General features: G+C 68.0%; 14 protein-coding genes. 10 read left to right on the top strand and 4 right to left on the bottom strand.

Annotated elements, in window-relative coordinates; translation table 11 throughout:
* Positions 1 to 2 precede the first annotated feature (2 nt).
* The 3 genes from VAR608DRAFT_RS34005 to argH all read right to left on the bottom strand — a co-directional run bounded on the left by VAR608DRAFT_RS34005 (position 3) and on the right by argH (position 3,353).
* Complete coding sequence (locus tag VAR608DRAFT_RS34005) at positions 3 to 974, bottom strand: UDP-glucuronic acid decarboxylase family protein (RefSeq protein ID WP_088959133.1); 972 nt, start codon at positions 972 to 974, stop codon at positions 3 to 5.
* Between the two features lie 20 nt (positions 975 to 994).
* Positions 995 to 1,837, bottom strand: coding sequence for a glycosyltransferase family 2 protein (locus VAR608DRAFT_RS34000; protein ID WP_088958070.1), 843 nt, complete (start codon positions 1,835 to 1,837; stop codon positions 995 to 997).
* A gap of 118 nt (positions 1,838 to 1,955) precedes the next feature.
* A complete protein-coding gene (gene argH, locus VAR608DRAFT_RS33995; protein WP_088958069.1) occupies positions 1,956 to 3,353 on the bottom strand; it encodes an argininosuccinate lyase in 1,398 nt (465 codons plus the stop codon).
* Positions 3,354 to 3,402: 49 nt separating this feature from the next.
* Between argH and VAR608DRAFT_RS33990 the strand changes: the two genes are divergently transcribed.
* The 3 genes from VAR608DRAFT_RS33990 to VAR608DRAFT_RS33980 are packed head-to-tail and all read left to right on the top strand — an operon-like array spanning position 3,403 to position 6,397.
* Positions 3,403 to 4,491, top strand: coding sequence for a sensor histidine kinase (locus VAR608DRAFT_RS33990; RefSeq protein ID WP_443082906.1), 1,089 nt, complete (start codon positions 3,403 to 3,405; stop codon positions 4,489 to 4,491).
* Positions 4,488 to 5,237, top strand: a complete 750-nt coding sequence (locus VAR608DRAFT_RS33985; protein WP_088958067.1) for a LytR/AlgR family response regulator transcription factor — start codon at positions 4,488 to 4,490, stop codon at positions 5,235 to 5,237. The genes VAR608DRAFT_RS33990 and VAR608DRAFT_RS33985 overlap by 4 nt, the downstream gene beginning before the upstream one ends.
* Positions 5,234 to 6,397: an AI-2E family transporter gene (locus tag VAR608DRAFT_RS33980; protein WP_088958066.1), complete on the top strand. Its 1,164-nt coding sequence runs from the start codon at positions 5,234 to 5,236 to the stop codon at positions 6,395 to 6,397. Before VAR608DRAFT_RS33985 ends, VAR608DRAFT_RS33980 begins: the two co-directional genes overlap by 4 nt.
* A 3-nt stretch (positions 6,398 to 6,400) precedes the next feature.
* On the opposite strand, the gene VAR608DRAFT_RS33975 is transcribed toward VAR608DRAFT_RS33980, so the two are convergent.
* Positions 6,401 to 9,331, bottom strand: coding sequence for a phosphoenolpyruvate carboxylase (locus VAR608DRAFT_RS33975; RefSeq protein WP_088958065.1), 2,931 nt, complete (start codon positions 9,329 to 9,331; stop codon positions 6,401 to 6,403).
* 97 nt (positions 9,332 to 9,428) lie between these two features.
* Here VAR608DRAFT_RS33975 and hemC point away from each other — a divergent pair, with 97 nt between their 5' ends.
* The 7 genes from hemC (at position 9,429) to VAR608DRAFT_RS33940 (ending at position 17,586) form a co-directional block, all read left to right on the top strand.
* Positions 9,429 to 10,334: a hydroxymethylbilane synthase gene (gene hemC / locus VAR608DRAFT_RS33970; protein WP_088958064.1), complete on the top strand. Its 906-nt coding sequence runs from the start codon at positions 9,429 to 9,431 to the stop codon at positions 10,332 to 10,334.
* Between the two features lies 1 nt (position 10,335).
* Positions 10,336 to 11,109, top strand: coding sequence for a uroporphyrinogen-III synthase (locus VAR608DRAFT_RS33965; protein WP_088958063.1), 774 nt, complete (start codon positions 10,336 to 10,338; stop codon positions 11,107 to 11,109).
* Positions 11,106 to 12,182 carry a uroporphyrinogen-III C-methyltransferase gene (locus VAR608DRAFT_RS33960; protein ID WP_088958062.1) on the top strand — a complete coding sequence of 359 codons (1,077 nt, stop codon included), beginning with the start codon at positions 11,106 to 11,108 and terminating at the stop codon, positions 12,180 to 12,182. The genes VAR608DRAFT_RS33965 and VAR608DRAFT_RS33960 overlap by 4 nt, the downstream gene beginning before the upstream one ends.
* A 5-nt stretch (positions 12,183 to 12,187) precedes the next feature.
* Positions 12,188 to 13,471, top strand: a complete 1,284-nt coding sequence (locus VAR608DRAFT_RS33955; RefSeq protein ID WP_088958061.1) for a heme biosynthesis protein HemY — start codon at positions 12,188 to 12,190, stop codon at positions 13,469 to 13,471.
* A gap of 293 nt (positions 13,472 to 13,764) precedes the next feature.
* Positions 13,765 to 14,880 (top strand): polysaccharide biosynthesis/export family protein, encoded by a 1,116-nt coding sequence (locus tag VAR608DRAFT_RS33950; protein WP_231973059.1) that lies wholly within the window; start codon positions 13,765 to 13,767, stop codon positions 14,878 to 14,880.
* A 64-nt stretch (positions 14,881 to 14,944) separates the two neighbouring features.
* Positions 14,945 to 15,334, top strand: a complete 390-nt coding sequence (locus tag VAR608DRAFT_RS33945) for a low molecular weight protein-tyrosine-phosphatase (RefSeq protein ID WP_231973623.1) — start codon at positions 14,945 to 14,947, stop codon at positions 15,332 to 15,334.
* Positions 15,334 to 17,586 (top strand): polysaccharide biosynthesis tyrosine autokinase, encoded by a 2,253-nt coding sequence (locus VAR608DRAFT_RS33940; protein WP_088958059.1) that lies wholly within the window; start codon positions 15,334 to 15,336, stop codon positions 17,584 to 17,586. The genes VAR608DRAFT_RS33945 and VAR608DRAFT_RS33940 overlap by 1 nt, the downstream gene beginning before the upstream one ends.
* Positions 17,587 to 17,613: the final 27 nt, after the last annotated feature.

The raw sequence follows: 17,613 nt of genomic DNA, 5'->3' as shown, positions 1-17,613 counted from the left end.
ATTCAGGTTGCGCTGGGTTCCGACAGGAGTTTGTCGAAGTATGCAATGGTCTTCTTCAGCCCTTCGTCGAGCTGGGTGTGTGGCGCCCAGCCGCCGAGTTCCTTCTGCGCCACCGTGATGTCGGGGCGGCGCTGTTTCGGGTCGTCGGCCGGAAGGGGCATGCGCACGAGTTTGCTCCTGGAACCGGTCAGTTCGATGACCTTGTTGGCCAGGTCCAGCATCGAGAACTCGCCCGGGTTGCCGATGTTGACCGGCCCCGGCACCTCGTCGCCGGTGGCCATCATGCGCAGCATGGCTTCGACGAGGTCGTCCACGTAGCAGAAGCTGCGCGTCTGCTGGCCGTCGCCGTAGATGGTGATGTCCTGGCCCTTGAGCGCCTGGACGATGAAGTTCGACACCACGCGGCCGTCGTTCATGTGCATGCGCGGACCGTAGGTGTTGAAGATGCGCACCACCTTGATGCGCAGCTTGTGCTGGCGGTGGTAGTCGAAGAACAGCGTCTCGGCGCAGCGCTTGCCCTCGTCGTAGCAACTGCGCAGGCCGATCGGGTTCACGCGGCCCCAGTATTCCTCGACCTGGGGATGGATCTCGGGGTCGCCGTAGACCTCGCTGGTCGAAGCCTGCAGGATCTTGGCGCGCACGCGCTTGGCCAGGCCCAGCATGTTGATCGCGCCGTGCACGCTGGTCTTGGTGGTCTGCACCGGATCGTGCTGGTAGTGGATCGGCGAGGCGGGGCAGGCGAGGTTGAAGATCTCGTCGACCTCCACGTAGAGCGGGAAGGTCACGTCGTGCCGCATCAGCTCGAAGCGCGGATGGGCGTGCAGGTGCTCGACGTTGCGCTTGGTGCCGGTGAAGAAGTTGTCCACGCACAGCACGTCGTGCCCCTGCTCCAGCAGGCGGTCGCACAGGTGGCTGCCGAGGAAACCGGCACCGCCGGTGACGAGGATTCGCTTGGAGGCGTTGTATTGCCGCATGGCCTGGGTCACTCCGTAGTTCAGTTCTGGGGTTGCTGGAGGCGCTTCTCGTACATCTTCGCGTCCACCAGCATGCGGAACCACAGGGCCTGGAAGAAAGCGAAGTAGAAGCCGGTCTTCCCATCGAGGAAGCCGAGCCGGAACACGTACCGGTAGACGAAATAGCCGAGCGAGCGCAGACCGGTCGGCAGCTTGTAGTAGATCTCCTTGATGAAGCGCGTGCGCTCGCGCGCGTCGCCCATCAGCCTGGGCTGAAGCACGCCGTCGGATGCGGACCGGGGGCCGAGCTTCTCCTTGGCCTCGGCGTCGCTCCAGCGGTTGTGGCTGGCGATCCAGTCGCTCAGCTTGGCCGAGTTCTTGTCGTGCATGAAGCCGCGCAGCCGGCCGGCCTTGGCGGTGCTGATGAAATGCTGGTCATAGAGCCGCGCTTCGCAGCGCCCGACGCCCGCGCGGAACAGCCGCAGGTGCCACGGGTTCACGCCGCTGAATCTGAGGCGCTTGCCCATGAAATAGTCGCAGCGCCGGATCAGGTAGGCATCGAAGGCGGGCTGGCCCGACAGCAGTGCGCCGATCTCGGCCACCGCCCGGTCGTCGAGCACCTCGTCGGCATCGAGATGCAGCTGCCAGTCGTAGTCCCGTTCGATCTGCGAGATCGCCCAGTTGCGCTGGTCGCTGTAGTTCGAAAACGGGCGCTGCACGACGGTGCAGCCCAGCGCTTCGAGGATGGCGGGGGTTCCGTCCGAGGAATGCGAGTCCACCACGTACACGTGAGGGCTCACCTTCTTCGCCTGGGCAACCGTTTCGCGAATGATCGAAGCGGAGTTGAAGGTCAGGATGACAACGACGCAGCGGGGCTTTTCCATAGGCTTGGCTTGCTTGCAGCTTCGAAGGAAGCGCAAATCGTGCCAAACTTTAGCACTACATTTTTACATTTGGGAACACCTCCGACGGATGGTGTTCCCCCGCCCTATGGCGTATTGCTCAGGCGAGGCGGGCGCGATGCCGGGCGATCTGCTGGCGCACCTGCGCCGGCGCGGTTCCGCCCAGGATGTTGCGCGCCGTGAGCGAGCCGCGCAGGGACAGGACGTCGTAGACATCCTTGTCGATCGTCGGGTTGAAGCCCTTGAGCACGGTCAGCGGCAGTTCCGACAGATCGACCTTGTGCGAGATCGCGGCCTTGACCGCGTGTGCCACGGTTTCGTGCGCGTCGCGGAAGGGCAGGCCCTTCTTGACCAGGTAGTCGGCCAGGTCGGTCGCGGTGGCGTAGCCGCGCAGGGCGGCGGCTTCCATGGCCTCGGGCTTGACGGTGATGCCGCCGACCATCTCCGAGAAGATGCGCAGGGTGTCCTTGAGCGTGTCGACGGTGTCGAACAGCGGTTCCTTGTCTTCCTGGTTGTCCTTGTTGTAGGCGAGCGGCTGGCCCTTCATGAGGGTGATCAGCGCCATCAGGTGGCCGACCACGCGGCCGGTCTTGCCGCGCGCGAGTTCGGGGACGTCGGGGTTCTTCTTCTGCGGCATGATGGAACTGCCGGTGCAGAAGCGGTCCGCGATGTCGATGAAGCCGAAGGACTGGCTCATCCAGAGCACCAGCTCTTCGCTCAGGCGGCTCACGTGCACCATCGCCAGCGAGGCGGCCGAGGTGAATTCGATCGCGAAGTCGCGGTCGCTGACCGCGTCGAGGCTGTTCTGGCAGACGCCTTCCATGCCGAGCGCCTTGGCCACCGCCTCGCGGTCCAGCGGGTAACTGGTGCCGGCCAGCGCGGCGGCGCCCAGCGGCAGGCGGTTGACGCGCCTGCGCACGTCGGCCATGCGCTCGGCGTCGCGCGAGAACATCTCCACGTAGGCCAGCATGTGGTGGCCGAAGCTCACCGGCTGCGCCACCTGCAGGTGAGTGAAGCCGGGGAGGATCACCTCGACGTTCTTCTCGGCGAGGTCGAGCAGCGACTTCTGCAGGTCGACGAGCAGGCCGCCGATCAGGTCGATCTCGCCGCGCAGCCAGAGGCGCACGTCGGTCGCGACCTGGTCGTTTCGGCTGCGGCCGGTATGCAGGCGCTTGCCGGCATCGCCCACGAGCTGCGTGAGGCGGGCCTCGATGTTGAGGTGCACGTCCTCCAGGTCCAGCTTCCAGTCGAAGCGTCCGGATTCGATTTCCTCGCGAATCTGTTTCATCCCGCTGTCGATCGAGGCATGGTCCTGCGCGCTGATGATCCCCTGCGCTGCCAACATGGCCGCATGCGCCAGCGAGCCCTCGATGTCTGCCTGCCACAAGCGCTTGTCGAAGAACACGCTGGCGGTGTAGCGCTTGACCAGGTCGCTCATGGGTTCGGAGAACAGGGCGGACCAGGCTTCGGATTTCTTGTCGAGTTGGTTTTGGGTCATTGGAGACGGCCGGGAGGCAATAATGGGTTGGTCACCCAGTGTTTCATTGATGCGCAACCCGTCGATTTTATCGGCCACCCCTTCGCCGTCGTCCAGGACGAAGCCGGCTCCGGTCTCGGCCGCCGCGGCACCCGCGCCCGCGCCTCGGGGCTCGGTGGTGTTCGACGCCTGCCAGATCGGCGTCGTGCTGCGCGCCGTGCTCTTCGTCGAAGTGGTGGTGGCGGTCGCCACGCTGTTTCTCGCGGCCTCGCCGTCCGAATGGCTGCTGCTGGCCGCGACCGTGACCGGCGGCGCGCTGCCGGCGACCCTGCTCTGGCTCCTGGTCGGATGCGCGCTGAAGAAGCCGCTCGGCCGACTGCCGCTCAGGACCCAGTACGCGGCCGGCGCGCTGCTCGGCGCAGTGGCGGGGCTCTATGGGTGCGGCCTCTTGCGGCTGACCGGCGTGATCGCGGCCTCGGCGTGGCTTGCGAGTGCGCTCGCGGGCGCGCTGTTCGCGAGCCTGATCGTCGCGGCCCTGGTGCTGCGCGCGCGCGGGCGAACGCCGGCAGCCACCACGGCGCGGCTGGAGGATCTGCAGTCGCGCATCCGGCCGCACTTCCTGTTCAACACGCTCAACAGCGCGATTGCGCTGGTGCGCCACGAGCCGGCCAAGGCCGAAGCGCTGCTGGAGGACCTGAGCGAGCTGTTCCGCCAGGCGCTGGCGGACCCCGGCGAATCGGTCACGCTGGCCGACGAGATCGCGCTTGCCGAGCGCTACCTCGCCATCGAGCAGGTGCGCTTCGGCGACCGGATGCGCGTGCGCTGGGACATCGACCCCGACGCCAACAACGCTCGCCTGCCGCCGCTGTTGCTGCAGCCGCTGGTGGAAAACGCGGTCAAGCATGGCGTGGAGCCGAGCCCCGAGGGCGCCAGGCTGCGCATCCGCACCGAACGCCGCGGCAGCATGGTGCTGATCGAGGTCATCAACAGCCTGCCGCCGCTGCGCTGGGCCGACGAGCCGCTGCCGCGCGGCCACGGCATCGCGCTCGGCAATGTGCGCGACCGCCTGCATCTGCTGCACGACATGCGGGCGCAGTTCAGCGCCGGCATGGACCAGAAGCACTACCGTGTACGCATTGCCATTCCCGGTGAACCATGACTGCTCTTCGCACCTTGATCGTCGATGACGAACCCCTGGCGCGCTCCCGGATGCGCACCCTGTTGGCGGATTGCCAGTCGCCGGCCGTCGACATCGTGGCGGAGGCGGCGAACGGCGAAGCCGCGCTGGGGCAGATGGCGACGCAGCGGCTCGATCTGGTGCTGCTGGACGTCCACATGCCCGGCATCGACGGGCTCGAACTCGCGCGCACGCTGCGCAGCCGGCCGGACGCGCCGGCGGTGATCTTCGTCACCGCCTATGCCGCGCACGCGGTGACGGCCTTCGAGCTCGAGGCGGTCGACTACCTCACGAAGCCGGTGCGCGTCGAGCGGCTCCAGCAAGCCCTGCAGAAGGTCGTGCGGCATCTGCACGAGCGCCGCCCGCTGGCCGCGCAGGAGCCGCAGGAGGTGCTGCTGATCCTCGATCGCGGCCGCACCGAACGCGTGCCGCTGTCGGAGGTGCTCTATCTCAAGTCCGAGTTCAAGTACCTCACCGTGCGCACGGCGCAGCGCAGCCACATCTTCGATGGCTCGCTGGCCGATCTGGAAGAGCGTTATCCGAAGCGCTTCGTGCGCGTGCATCGCAACGCGCTCGTCGCGCGGTCCGCGATCCGCGCCCTCGAGAAATACGACGACGGCGAGGAAGCGGAGGGCTGGGCCCTGCGGCTCGACGGCATTCCCGAGCCGGTCGTGGTGTCGCGCCGGCAGCTTCCAACCGTTCGCGAGGTACTGAAGGAGCCGCGATGAGGGACGGCGCCGACACGAAGAGCGAGGCGCCCGAGGAATCCGCCCCACCGGAGCGCCTGCTGCTGCACATGCCGGTGGACGTGCGCAGCGCTTCGCTGCTGGTGCTCGCGGTGCTCGGGAGCGTGTTCGCGCTGCACTGGGCGGCGGCGGTGTTCATTCCGCTGATGGTGAGCCTGATGCTGACCTACGCGCTGTCGCCGCTGGTCGATCTGCTCGAACGCTGGAAGGTCTCGCGCTGGGTCGGCTCGGCGGTGATCCTGCTCGCCCTCGGCGGCGCGATGGGCTGGGCCGGCTATTCGCTGTCCGGCAGCGCGCAGGACCTCGTCGATGCGCTGCCCCTCGCGGCGCAGAAGCTGCGGCTCGCGGTCCGCGGCGACGGCCGGGCCAAGGACCCGAGCACGCTCGACACCGTGCAGAAGGCGGCGGCGCAGATCGAGCAGGCCGCCGAAGAGAACTCGGCCAAGGTCGCGGCGCGCAAGGGCGTCGCGCGCGTGGTCATCGAGCGGCCGGCCTTCAATGTCAGGGACTACCTCTGGAGCGGCACCGTCGGCCTGATCGCGGCGGCGGGGCAACTCACGCTGATCGCCTTCCTGACCTTCTTCGCGCTCGGGTCGGGCGACACCTTCCGCCGCAAGCTGGTCAAGATCACGGGCACCAGCCTGCAGAAGAAGAAGATCACGGTGCATGTGCTGGACGACATCACGAAGCACATCGAGCGCTTCCTGCTGGTGCAGATTCTGACCAGTGCACTCGTCGGCGTCGCGACCGGGTTGACGTTCTGGGCCATCGGCCTGGAAAACGCCGCGGTCTGGGGCATCGTGGCCGGCGTGACCAACCTCATTCCCTACATCGGCTCGGTCATCGTGATGGCGCTGGCGGGCCTGGTGGCCTTCCTGCAGTTCAACAGCGTCCAGATGGCGCTGCTGGTGGGCGGCGGTTCGCTCCTGATCCACACGCTGGTCGGCAACCTCCTGCTGCCCTTCCTCACCAGCCGGACCAGCCGCATGAACCCGGTCGCGGTCTTCGTCGGCGTGATCTTCTGGGGCTGGCTCTGGGGCATCTGGGGGCTGCTCCTGGGCATCCCGATCATGATGGTCGCCAAGGCCATCTGCGATCACGTGGAAGACCTGCAGCCCATTGGAGAGCTGCTCGGCGAGTGACGCTCAGCCGGTATTCCGCAATCCTGCAGCCACGCCATTGATGGACATGTGGATACCGCTCTGGAGTCGCTCGTCGATCTGCCCCGCGCGGTAGCGGCGCATCAGCTCCACCTGCAGGTGGTGCAGCGGATCGATGTACGGGAAGCGATGGCGGATCGAGCGCTGCATCTCGGCGTTGCCCTCGAGGCGTTGCTTCTCGCCCGTGATGATCGTCAGCGCCTCCGAGGTGCGATGCCATTCGGCGTCAATCATCGAGAACACCTTCTGCCGCAGCTTGCGATCGGCGACCAGCTCGGAATAGCGCGAGGCCAGCGCGAGGTCGCTCTTGGCGAGCACCATGTCCATGTTCGACAGCAGGGTGCGAAAGAAGGGCCACTGCGCATACATGCGCTGCAGCAGCGCCTGCCGCTCCTTGCGCGCGGCGGGGCTGCCGGCGCTGTCCAGGAACTTCTCGATCGCCGAACCGAAGCCGTACCAGCCCGGCAGCGTGAGCCGGCACTGGCCCCAGCTGAAGCTCCACGGCACCGCGCGCAAGTCTTCGATGCTGCGGGTCGGGTTGCGCGATGCGGGCCGGGAGCCGATGTTGAGCTCCGCGATCTCGCGGATCGGCGTGGCGCTGAAGAAGTAGTCGCCGAAGTTGGGGGTGTCGTACACCAGCGCCCGGTAGGCCGCCATGCTGGCCGCCGACAGCTCCGCCGCGGCGGCCATGAAGGTGCCCGGCGCGGCCTTCGCGCTCGGCAGCAGCGTCGCCTCCAGCGTGGCCGCCACCAGCGTTTCGAGATTGCGCCGGCCGATCTCGGGATTGGCGTACTTCGAGCCGATGACCTCGCCCTGTTCGGTCAGGCGCAGCTGCCCGCGCACCGTGCCCGGCGGCTGCGCCAGGATCGCCTGGTAGCTCGGTCCGCCGCCCCGGCCCACCGTGCCGCCGCGGCCATGGAACATGCGCAGGCGGATCGGGGCCCCCACGCTCGGGGCTGACGCGTCCTCGCTGCCCCCCGAGGGGACGCTCGCCCGCTTGGGGCGGCCCGGCGCCGGACTCGGCACGCCGCTCTGCGCGTTGAGCTCGTCGAACAGCGCCACCAGCGCGAGCCCTGCGCGATAGAGCTCCCAGTTGCTGGTGAAGATGCCGCCATCCTTGTTGCTGTCGCTGTAGCCGAGCATCACGTCCTGCTCGGCGCCGGAGCGCTGGACGAGCGCATGGATGCCCGGCAGGGCGTAGAAGGCGCGCACGATCGGCGCGGCATTGCGCAGATCCTCGATGGTCTCGAACAGCGGCACCACGATCAGGTCGCAGGTCGCGTTCTCGGCCAGGGTGCCGCGCAGCAGGCCGACCTCCTTCTGCAGCAACAGGGCTTCGAGCAGGTCGCTCACCGTTTCGGTGTGGCTGATGATGTAGTGGCGGATCGCCGCCGCACCGAAGCGCGCACGCGCGGTGCGTGCGGCAGCAAAGATGGCGAGCTCGCTCCTGGCCAGCGGCGAGTAGTCGGCGTCGGGCACGCGCAGCGGCCGCGCGTCGTCGAGCAGGCGCAGCAGCAGCGTCTGCTTGGCCTCTTCGGCGAGCGAGGCGTAGTTGGGCTCGATGCGCGCGGTCGCGAGCAGTTCGGCCACCACTGCCTCGTGCTTGTCCGAACTTTGGCGCAGGTCCACGGTCGCGAGATGGAAGCCGAACACTTCGACCGCGCGGATCAGCGGATGCAGCCGCTGCGCCGCGAGCACCGCCCCGTGCTGGTCGACGAGCGATTCCTCGATGGTGTGCAGGTCGGCGAGGAATTCCTCGGCGCGCAGATAGGGGTTCTGCGGCGGCACCGCATGGCGCGCGGCCTGGCCGCCGGTGAGATCGCGCAGGGTCGCCGCGAGCCGCGAATAGATGCCCGTGAGCGCGAGGCGATAGGGCTCGTCCACGCGATGCTCGTTCTTGTCGGGCGAGCGTTCGGCCAGCGCCTGCATCTCCACCGACACATCGACCAGCGTGGCCGAGAGCGAGAGCTCGCCGCCGAGGTAGTGCACTTCGGTCAGGTAGTGGCGCAGCGCCAGTTCGGCCTGGCGGCGCAGTGCGTATTCGAGCGTCTCGGCGGTGACGTTGGGATTGCCGTCGCGATCGCCGCCGATCCACTGGCCCATGCGCAGGAATGGCGCCACCGCGGGGACGCTGCCGCCCTCGGCAAGGGACTTTTCCAGTGCCGCATAGACGCGCGGGATCTCGCGCAGGAAGGTGGCTTCGTAGTAGCTCAGCGCGTTCTCGATCTCGTCGGCGACGGTGAGCTTGGAGAAGCGCAGCAGCCGCGTCTGCCAGAGCTGCGTGACGCGGGTGCGCAGCTGCTTTTCGTTCTCCGCGTATTCGACCGGCGTCAGCGCGTCCTTCCTGCCCGCGAAGGCGAGCTGGCGCAGCGCGATCTCGTCGCGCGCCGCGAGCAGCTGGGCGATCGCGCGTTCCGCATCGAGGATGCTCTTGCGCTGCACTTCGGTCGGGTGCGCGGTGAGCACCGGCGAGAGGTAGCTGTGCGCGAGCGATTGCACGACCGCCTCCGGCTTGATGCCCGCCTTGCGGATGCGCGTGAGCGCGGTCTCCAGGCTGCCTTCGGCGCTTTCGGCGGCGCGCTCGGCCTCGGTGTGGCGGCGGATCTGGTGCCGGTCCTCGGCCAGGTTGGCCAGATGGCTGAAGTAGGTGAAGGCGCGGATCACGCTCACCGTCTCGGCCGCGCTCAGGCCCTTGAGCAGGTTCTTGAGCGCGCGGTCGGCCGCATGGTCGGCGTCGCGGCGGAATGACACCGAGAGCGTGCGGATCTTTTCCACCAGCGCGTAAGCCGCCTCGCCCTCCTGTTCTCGGATCACGTCGCCGAGGATGCGCCCGAGCAGGCGGATGTCGGCGATCAGTGGCAGGTCTTCATCATTGGCTTTGCGCTTGGGGGCGGCCGGGGCGGGGCTCGTCTTCATCTCGAAACTTCTCCTCGTCGAATAGGCCTGCGGCGAACGTTGCTGCGGCGCAACATGCTAGCATCCCCAGCGGTACTTCTCTCTCATTGGAACGGTCTTGAGCAACATCGTGATCGCCACACGCGAAAGCCGTCTGGCGATGTGGCAAGCGGAGCACGTGCAGGCGCTTCTGCAAGAACGGGGCCACGCGGTCCGTCTGCTGGGCATGACGACGCGCGGCGACCAGATCCTGGACCGCTCCCTCAGCAAGGTCGGCGGCAAGGGGCTTTTCGTCAAGGAACTCGAGCTCGCGCTCGAGGAAGGCCGCGCCGACATCGCGGTGCATTCGCTCAAGGATGTGCCGATGGATCTGCCCGAGGGCTTTGCGCTGGCCTGCGTGCTGGAGCGCGAAGACCCGCGCGATGCGCTCGTCTCGGCGCGCTTCGACGCGCTCGACGCCCTGCCGCAGGGCGCGGTGGTCGGCACCTCCAGCCTGCGGCGCGTGGTGCTGCTGCGCTCGCTGCGGCCCGACCTTCGCATCGAACCGTTGCGCGGCAATCTCGACACCCGTCTGCGCAAGCTCGACGAAGGCCAGTACGACGCGATCGTGCTGGCCGCCGCGGGCCTCAAGCGGCTCGGCCTCGAAGGCCGCATCCGCCAGGTCTTCGAACCCGACGTGATGCTGCCCGCGGCCGGGCAGGGCGCGCTGGGCATCGAGGTGCGCGCGGACCGAGCGGACCTGATCGAGCTTCTCGCGCCATTGACGAGCCGCTCCGACTGGCTTGCCACGGCCGCCGAGCGCGCGGTGAGCCGCGCCATGGGCGGCAGTTGCTCGATGCCGCTGGCCGCGCACGCACGCTGGCAGCAAGGCGGCGCTCTGCGCATCGATGCCGCATGGGGCGACCCGGAAGGCGCCTCGCCGCTGGTGCGGGTGCATGTGCAGGCGGGCGTTTCGGACTTCGTGCAGGCCGGGGCGTTGGGCGATCGCGCCGCCGGCCTGTTGCGCGCAGGCGGTGCGCACTGAGATGGCGCCCCGGCGCGTGATCGTCACCCGTCCGGCGCGCGAGGCCTCACGGTGGGTGGACGATCTGCGTCATGCGGGACTCGATGCGATCGCATTGCCGTTGATCGAGATCGCGCCGCTCGAGGACCGCAAACCCATCGAAGCGGCATGGCAGCGGATCGCGGACCACGACGCGCTGATGTTCGTGAGCGCGGCGGCGGCTGCCCATTTCTTCTTTCCCGGCGCCAAGCTCGATGCGGCCGCGCATTGCCGCTTCTGGGCCACCGGCCCCGGCACCGTGCGCGGGCTGCGCGAGGCGGGCGTTGCCGCTTCGTCGATCGACGCGCCCGCGGCCGACGCAGCGCAGTTCGATTCCGAGGCGCTCTGGGCGCTGGTCCGCTCGCAGGTGCGCCCCGGCGTTCGAGTCCTGATCGTTCGGGGCGGCGATGCATCCGGCCAGGCCACCGGGCGCGAGTGGCTGGCGCGCGAGATCGCCGATGCCGGGGGGACTTGCGAAGCGGTGGCGGTCTACCGGCGCCTCGTGCCCGCCATCGGCGATGAGGACCGGCGCATGATTTCCGGGGCTACCGACGGCTCTGCCATCTGGCTCTTCAGCAGCTCGGAAGCCATCGCGAACCTGCGCGCGCTGGCGCCGGCGATCGATTGGCGTGCCGCAGCCGCGGTCGCGACGCACGAGCGCATCGCGCGAGCCGCTCGCGCGGCCGGTTTCGGCCGCGTGCATGTGTCACCACCGTCCCTGTCGTCGTTGGTGGCGTCGATAGAATCCTTCGCATGAGCGACGCTTCCGTCTTGATCGAGCCTGTGCCAGATCCCGCGGTGCGCGCTGCAGCGCCCAGCGCCGCGATGGCCGGCCCTGCCGCCGCGGCCGCCTTGTTGTCCAGGCTGCTGATCGGCGTCCTGGCGGTCGTCGCGCTCGTCGCGCTCGTGATCTCGATCGCGCTCTGGCAGAAGGTCAGCGGCATGCAGGAGCAGCTCGCGCGGCAGAGCGCGGATGCCCTCGCGCAATCGCTCGAAGCCCGCACCCTCGCGCGCCAGGCGCAGGAAGTCGTGCGCAACACGGATGCCCGGCTTGCCCTCGCCGAAACGCGCGTCAACGAAGTCGCGCTCCAGCGCTCGCAGCTCGAAGAACTCATGCAAAGCCTCTCGCGCTCGCGCGACGAGAACCTCGTGGTCGACATCGAGGCCTCCGTGCGGACCGCGTTGCAGCAGGCGCAGGTGACGGGCAATGTCCAGCCGCTGCTGGCGACGCTGAAGGCCGGCGAGCAGCGCATCGCACGCGCCTCGCAGCCGAGGCTCGCGCCCTTGCAGCGCGCGATGCTGCACGATGCCGACCGACTGCGCGCGTCCGCCAGCGCGGACGTGGGCGAGGCGCTGCAGAAGATCGACGAACTGATCCGCAGCCTCGACGACCTGCCCGTGGTCAACGCGGTCGCGATGCGCGGGAGCGGCAATGCCTTGCAGGCCGAGCCCGTGCCGCCCGGCGCGCCGTGGTGGGAGCGCTTCCTGATGAGGGTGCGCGGCGAGGCGCGCTCGCTGCTGCGCGTGGGCCGCATCGATCGGCCCGAGGCGGTGCTGCTCACGCCGGACCAGACCTTCTTCCTGCGCGAGAACCTGAAGCTCAAGCTGCTCAACGCGCGCCTGTCGATCCTCTCGCGCCAGGTCGAAACGGCGCGCGGCGAACTCGCGTCGGTGTCGGCATCGCTCAATCGCTACTTCGATCCGGCCTCGCGCCGCGTGCAGGCTGCGGCCACGCTGCTCCAGCAGATCCAGGCCCAGGTGAAGTCCACCGAGCCGCCGCGCATCGATGAAACCCTCGCGGCCCTGGCGACGGCCGCTGCCGGACGCTAGCGGCCATGCGCGCGGCCCTCTGGTTACTCGCACTGTTCGGCATCGCGGCCGCCGTCGCGCTGTTCGCGGGCAACAACCAGGGCACGATCACCGTCTTCTGGCCGCCGTGGCGCGTCGACCTGTCGCTGAACCTGGCGTTGCTCCTGCTGCTGGCGGCCTTCGTGTTCCTGCACCTTGCGCTGCGCGGCCTGTCGGCCCTGTTCTCGCTGCCGAAGCAGGCGCGGCAATGGCGGCTCCAGCAGAAGGAGCGCGCCCTGCATGCGTCGCTCCTCGATGCTGCGGTGCAACTGCTGGCGGGGCGCTTCTCGCGTGCGCGCAAGGCGGCGCTCGCTGCGCTGGTGCAGGAGAGGGCGCTGGCCGCGCTCGATGCCCGTCTCCCGGCGGCGCCGCAGGTCCGCGTGATGGCGCATCTGCTGGCGGCGCAGAGCGCGCAATCCCTGCAGGACAAGCCCGCACGCGACGCCCATCTGCAGCAGGCGCTCAACGAGAGCGCGGAGCGCGGCAGCATGGCGACGCCCGAAACCCGCGAGGGCGTGCAGTTGCGCGCCGCGCGCTGGGCGCTCGACGACCAGGATGCGCCGGGCGCGCTGGCCCGTCTCGAGGAATTGCCGCAGGGCGCGCAGCGGCGCACGGCGGCCCTGCGCATCCGCCTGAAGGCCGCCCGGCAGGACCGCCGGACGCTGGAGGCGCTGGAAACCGCGCGCCTTCTCGCCAAGCACCGCGCATTCTCGGAATCGGGCGCGCAGAGCATCGTGCGCGGCCTGGCGACCGAGTTGCTGTCGGGGGCGCACGACCCGGCCCAGCTTCTGCGGGCGTGGAACGAGTTCGAGGCCTCGGAACGCGAGATTCCGGAAGTCGCGATTCATGCGGCCCAGCGCATGGTCGCCCTGCGCGGCGATCTGTCGGTCGCGCGTGCCTGGCTGCTGCCGGTCTGGGAGCGGATGATCCAGCAGCCGCGAAGTCTCGGCGAGTCGCTGCGTGTCAAGCTGGTGCGCGCACTCGAAGCGGGGCTCGATTCGGTGGATGCGGACTGGCTTTCGCGCATCGAATCCGCCCAGCGCAACAACCCGCGCGATGCCAACCTGCAGTACCTCGCGGGCATGGCGTGCATGAAGCGCCAGCTGTGGGGCAAGGCGCAACAGTTGCTCACACAGGCCGGGCTGGGCTTGCAGGACGCCAACCTGCACCGGCGAGCCTGGCAGGCGCTCGCCCAACTCGCCGAGGCGCGCGATGACGCCGACCAGGCGTCCGCCGCCTGGAAGCGCGCCGCGCAGACCGAGAGCCCCTGAACAGGCCTTGCCGGCTGCGGTTCAGGTGCTCCTGAATTTGTAGCATCGAGTCGAAGGACCCGGTCTGCGATCCGACTGTATGTCGGCAAATTTCTCCTTTTGATGAAGTCTTTTGGCGTAGTGTCTTGTAGCTCTTCATCCACCTTACGCACTAAGCCAAGAAAAGGTTTGAGTCGTTATCTTTCCTGAGGTAGAGTCGTAACTGTTTGCAAAAGTATTCATTTCAGGGTCACGATGCGGGGTCGGTTTTGAAACGTTATCTCCTCCATGCCACTTGCCTGGCGGCGGCTGCTTTGCTGGTCCAAGGCTGCGCGCCACTGGGGCCGGGCTTCACCTCCGCGAGTGGTGACGCCGCCAAGGCCGTTTCGCCCTCGGGTTTCTCCACCAACGAAATCGATCCGCCGCCGGCGGGCGCGATCACCGAGATCACGCCCGAGCTGATTCGCGCGCAGCGCGCCGCGACTGCGCAATCGACCGTCGGGCCCGAAGTGAGAAAGCTGATCGGCGAGATCGGCCCTTACAGGATCGGCCCGGGTGACGTGCTGGGGATCCTGGTGCTCGATCACCCTGAAATCGTCTACAGCACGCCGCCCTCCACCGGAGGCGGCGATATCGGCAGCGTGTCCGCGGCGCCCGGCTACATCGTGTCCGCGCACGGGCAGTTGAGCTTCCCCTATGCCGGCATGCTGAACGTGACGGGCATGACGATCGAAGAAGTGGAGCAGGCGCTGGTCAAGCGTCTGTCGCGTGTCTTCCGGGACCCGCAGCTCAGCGTGCGCGTCAATTCGTTCCGCAGCAAGCGCGCCTACATGGAAGGCGAGGTGCGTGCGCCCGGTGTCATCGTGTTCAGCGACATCCCGATGACGCTGGCGGAGGCGATCAACCGGGCCGGGGGCCTGACCGCCAACGGCGATCGTTCGGCCGTCGACCTCACGCGCGACGGCAAGATGATGCAGTTGAACCTGATCGCGATGGCGGACGCGGGGATCGACCCCAGCCGGATTCCGCTGAAGCCCGGCGACCTGCTGTACGTGCGGGGGCGCGATGAAAACAAGGTCGCCGTCTTCGGCGAAGTGGTGCAGCAGCTCGGCGTGCCGATGCGCAACGGCCGGCTCAGCCTGAGCGACGCGCTGGTGGAGGCGGGCGGTGTGAACCTCAACACCGCCAATCCGCTGCAGATCTTCGTGATCCGCAACGAGCCCACCGGCGGCCAGTCGATCTTCCATCTCGATGCGAAGACGCCGACGGCGATCGCGATGGCCGATGGATTCGCGTTGCGCGCCAAGGACGTGGTCTATGTCGACCCGGTGCAGCTGGTGCGTTGGAACCGTGTGCTCAACCTGATCCTGCCGACCGCCACGACCTGGACCTCCTACCGTGGCGTCGTCAGGCCCTCCACCACTCCATGACGGGCCGATCGTGACCATTCGCAACGTTCTTGTCGTCTGTCTGGGAAACATCTGCCGAAGTCCCATGGCGCAAGGGCTCTTCGGGGCTGCACTGCCGCATGCGCAAGTCGCTTCTGCGGGGCTGAAGGCGCTCGTCGGCGAGCCGGCGGACCCCATTGCCCGCGAACTGATGGAGGAGCGCGGCATCGACATCGCCGATCACCAGGCGCGGCAACTGGACGCCGAAATGTGCCAGCGCGCCGATCTGATCCTGGTCATGGACCGCGAGCAGCGCCGTGCGGTCGAAGAACGCTTTCAGTTCGCGAGAGGGAAGGTGTTCCGCCTCGGCGAGTTCGGCGATCACGACGTGTTTGATCCGTACCGGGCCGGCCGGGACTCGTTCCAGCGCTCGCTCGCCCTCATCGAGGAAGGCGCCCAGCAGTGGGCCAAACGCATTTCCAGAGTATCCAGTTAATGAACTCCACTCTCACCCCCAAGGCCGGTTCCAGCGCATTCGAAACGCCGGAGGAAGAGGAATTCGACATCGGTCGATACCTCGAGGTGCTGCAGGCCAACAAGTGGTTGATCGCCGGGATCACGCTGGTGGTCTTCGTGGCCGGGTTCATCTATGCGTTTCTCGAAAGGCCCGTGTACGAGGCCGGCATGGTCATCCAGGTCGAAAGCTCGGAAGGCGGCGGCAAGGGCGCCCTGGCCGAGGCGGGCGGGCTGGTCGACGTGAAGGCGCCCGCCAGCGCGGAAATCGAAATCCTGCGCTCGCGGATGATCGCGCAGCAGGCAGCCGAGGCGGCGAATCTCTTCGTCGTCGCGACGCCGCGCTACGTCCCCTACATCGGTGGCTGGCTCGCGCGGCGCTCGACCGGGCTTTCGGACCCGGGTTTCCTCGGGCAGGGCGGCTACGTGTCGGGCCAGGAACGCATCGAGGTCACGAAGTTCAACGTGCCGGAAGCGCTCGAAGGCGCGGGATTCGTCGTCACCGCGAAGGACGGCGGGCGCTATGCACTCTCCGGACCCGGCCTGGCCGAGCCGCTCGGCGGAACCGTCGGCACGGCGCTGAAGGCCACCAGCAGCAAGGGACCCATCGAGCTGGTGGTCACCGAGCTCGCGGGCAAGCCCGGTGCCGAATTCAATCTCCAGTCGCAGCCCAAGCTGCCCACCATCATCGGGCTCCAGAACAGCCTGAACGTGTACGAGCGCGGCAGGTCATCGGGGATCATCAACGTGTCGCGGCAGGACACCGATCCGCACAAGCTCACGCGCGTGCTGAATGCGGTGGGCGCGGAGTACGTGCGGCAGAACATCGAACGCAAGGCGGCGGAAGCGCAGAAGACGCTCGCGTTCCTCGATGTGCAGTTGCCGCAGTTCAAGAAGCAGCTCGAGGCCTCCGAAGACGTCTACAACCGTTACCGCAACCAGAAGGGCACGGTGGACTTCAGCCAGGCCGCCACGATGGCGCTCACGCAATCGGTGGACCGCCAGACCAAGCTGCTGGAAGCCCAGCAGCGCCGGCGCGAACTCGAGGCGCGCTTCACCTCTGCCCACCCGCTGGTCCAGACGCTGGATGCACAGATTGCCGCGCTCAAGAGCGACCTGGGCGAGATCCAGCAGAACATCAAGCAACTGCCTGAAGCACAGCAGGAAGCGGTGCGCATGGAGCGCGACGTCAAGGTGAACACCGAGCTGTACCAGTCGCTGCTCAACAATGCGCTGCAACTGCGGCTGGTGAAGGAAGGCAAGGTCGGCAACGTCCGCGTGGTCGACGAGGCCGTCCTGCCGCTCTACCCGATCAAGCCGAACCGGAAGGTCATCATCGGCGCCGCGCTGGCGCTGGGGCTGTTCCTCGGCGTGGTCGCGGCTTTCCTGCGCAATGCTTTCGTCGAACGCCGCATCCGCGATCCGCATGAGGTCGAGGTCAACAGCGGCCTGCCGGTGTTCTCGTCCATTCCGGTGAGCGCGCACCAGGACGCGATCGCCAAGCGGCGCCTGAGCGGTGCCACGGGTGTGAGGCTGCTCGCGATCGAGCACCCCGACGACCCCGCGGTGGAAAGCCTGCGGAGCCTGCGCACGGCGATGCAGTTCGCGATGCTCGAGTCGCCGAACAACCGCGTGCTGATCACCGGCCCGACGCCGGGTGTCGGCAAGAGCTTCGTGTCGGCGAACTTCGCCGCGCTGATGGCGGCGGCCGGGCGCCGTACGCTGCTGATCGACGCCGACCTGCGCCGTGGCCATACGCACCAGTACCTGGGGCTGCAGCGGCACGGCGGCCTTTCCGAACTGATCGCGGGCAGCCTGACGATCCAGCAGACCGTGCACAAGCAGGTGGTGCAGAACCTGGACTTCCTCGCGACCGGCCAGCTGCCGCCGAACCCGGCCGAACTGCTGGTGTCGGATTCGTTCAAGACCACGCTCGAGCGCCTGTCGGAGCAGTACGACCTCGTCGTGATCGACACGCCGCCGGTGCTGGTCGCCGCCGACACGAGCACCGTGGCCGCGCACACGGGCACGGTGCTGCTGGTGGCGCGGGCCGACCTGTCGACCATGGGCGAGATCAAGGAAAGCACGCGCCGCCTCGCGATGAGCGGCAAGTCCGCCACCGGGGTGCTGCTGAATGCGATGAACCTCGGACGCCGGACGCTGGCGGCGACGAAGTACGGCCGCTATCGCTACACCCATTACAACTACGAAAGCATCCTGCCCGAAGAGCAGTGAGCCCGGTGATCGGCGGCGGCGCCGCCG

The organism is Variovorax sp. HW608 (assembly GCF_900090195.1).
Classification (GTDB): domain Bacteria; phylum Pseudomonadota; class Gammaproteobacteria; order Burkholderiales; family Burkholderiaceae_C; genus Variovorax.
This window is presented reverse-complemented; position numbering and strand designations above follow the sequence as displayed.

Coding starts and splice junctions, on each gene's coding strand:
- VAR608DRAFT_RS34005 (WP_088959133.1), bottom strand. CDS start 974: ATGCGGCAATACAACGCCTCCAAGCGAATCCTCGTCACCGGCGGTGCC.
- VAR608DRAFT_RS34000 (WP_088958070.1), bottom strand. CDS start 1,837: ATGGAAAAGCCCCGCTGCGTCGTTGTCATCCTGACCTTCAACTCCGCT.
- argH (WP_088958069.1), bottom strand. CDS start 3,353: ATGACCCAAAACCAACTCGACAAGAAATCCGAAGCCTGGTCCGCCCTG.
- VAR608DRAFT_RS33990 (WP_443082906.1), top strand. CDS start 3,403: ATGCGCAACCCGTCGATTTTATCGGCCACCCCTTCGCCGTCGTCCAGG.
- VAR608DRAFT_RS33985 (WP_088958067.1), top strand. CDS start 4,488: ATGACTGCTCTTCGCACCTTGATCGTCGATGACGAACCCCTGGCGCGC.
- VAR608DRAFT_RS33980 (WP_088958066.1), top strand. CDS start 5,234: ATGAGGGACGGCGCCGACACGAAGAGCGAGGCGCCCGAGGAATCCGCC.
- VAR608DRAFT_RS33975 (WP_088958065.1), bottom strand. CDS start 9,331: ATGAAGACGAGCCCCGCCCCGGCCGCCCCCAAGCGCAAAGCCAATGAT.
- VAR608DRAFT_RS33965 (WP_088958063.1), top strand. CDS start 10,336: ATGGCGCCCCGGCGCGTGATCGTCACCCGTCCGGCGCGCGAGGCCTCA.
- VAR608DRAFT_RS33960 (WP_088958062.1), top strand. CDS start 11,106: ATGAGCGACGCTTCCGTCTTGATCGAGCCTGTGCCAGATCCCGCGGTG.
- VAR608DRAFT_RS33955 (WP_088958061.1), top strand. CDS start 12,188: ATGCGCGCGGCCCTCTGGTTACTCGCACTGTTCGGCATCGCGGCCGCC.
- VAR608DRAFT_RS33945 (WP_231973623.1), top strand. CDS start 14,945: ATGGCGCAAGGGCTCTTCGGGGCTGCACTGCCGCATGCGCAAGTCGCT.
- VAR608DRAFT_RS33940 (WP_088958059.1), top strand. CDS start 15,334: ATGAACTCCACTCTCACCCCCAAGGCCGGTTCCAGCGCATTCGAAACG.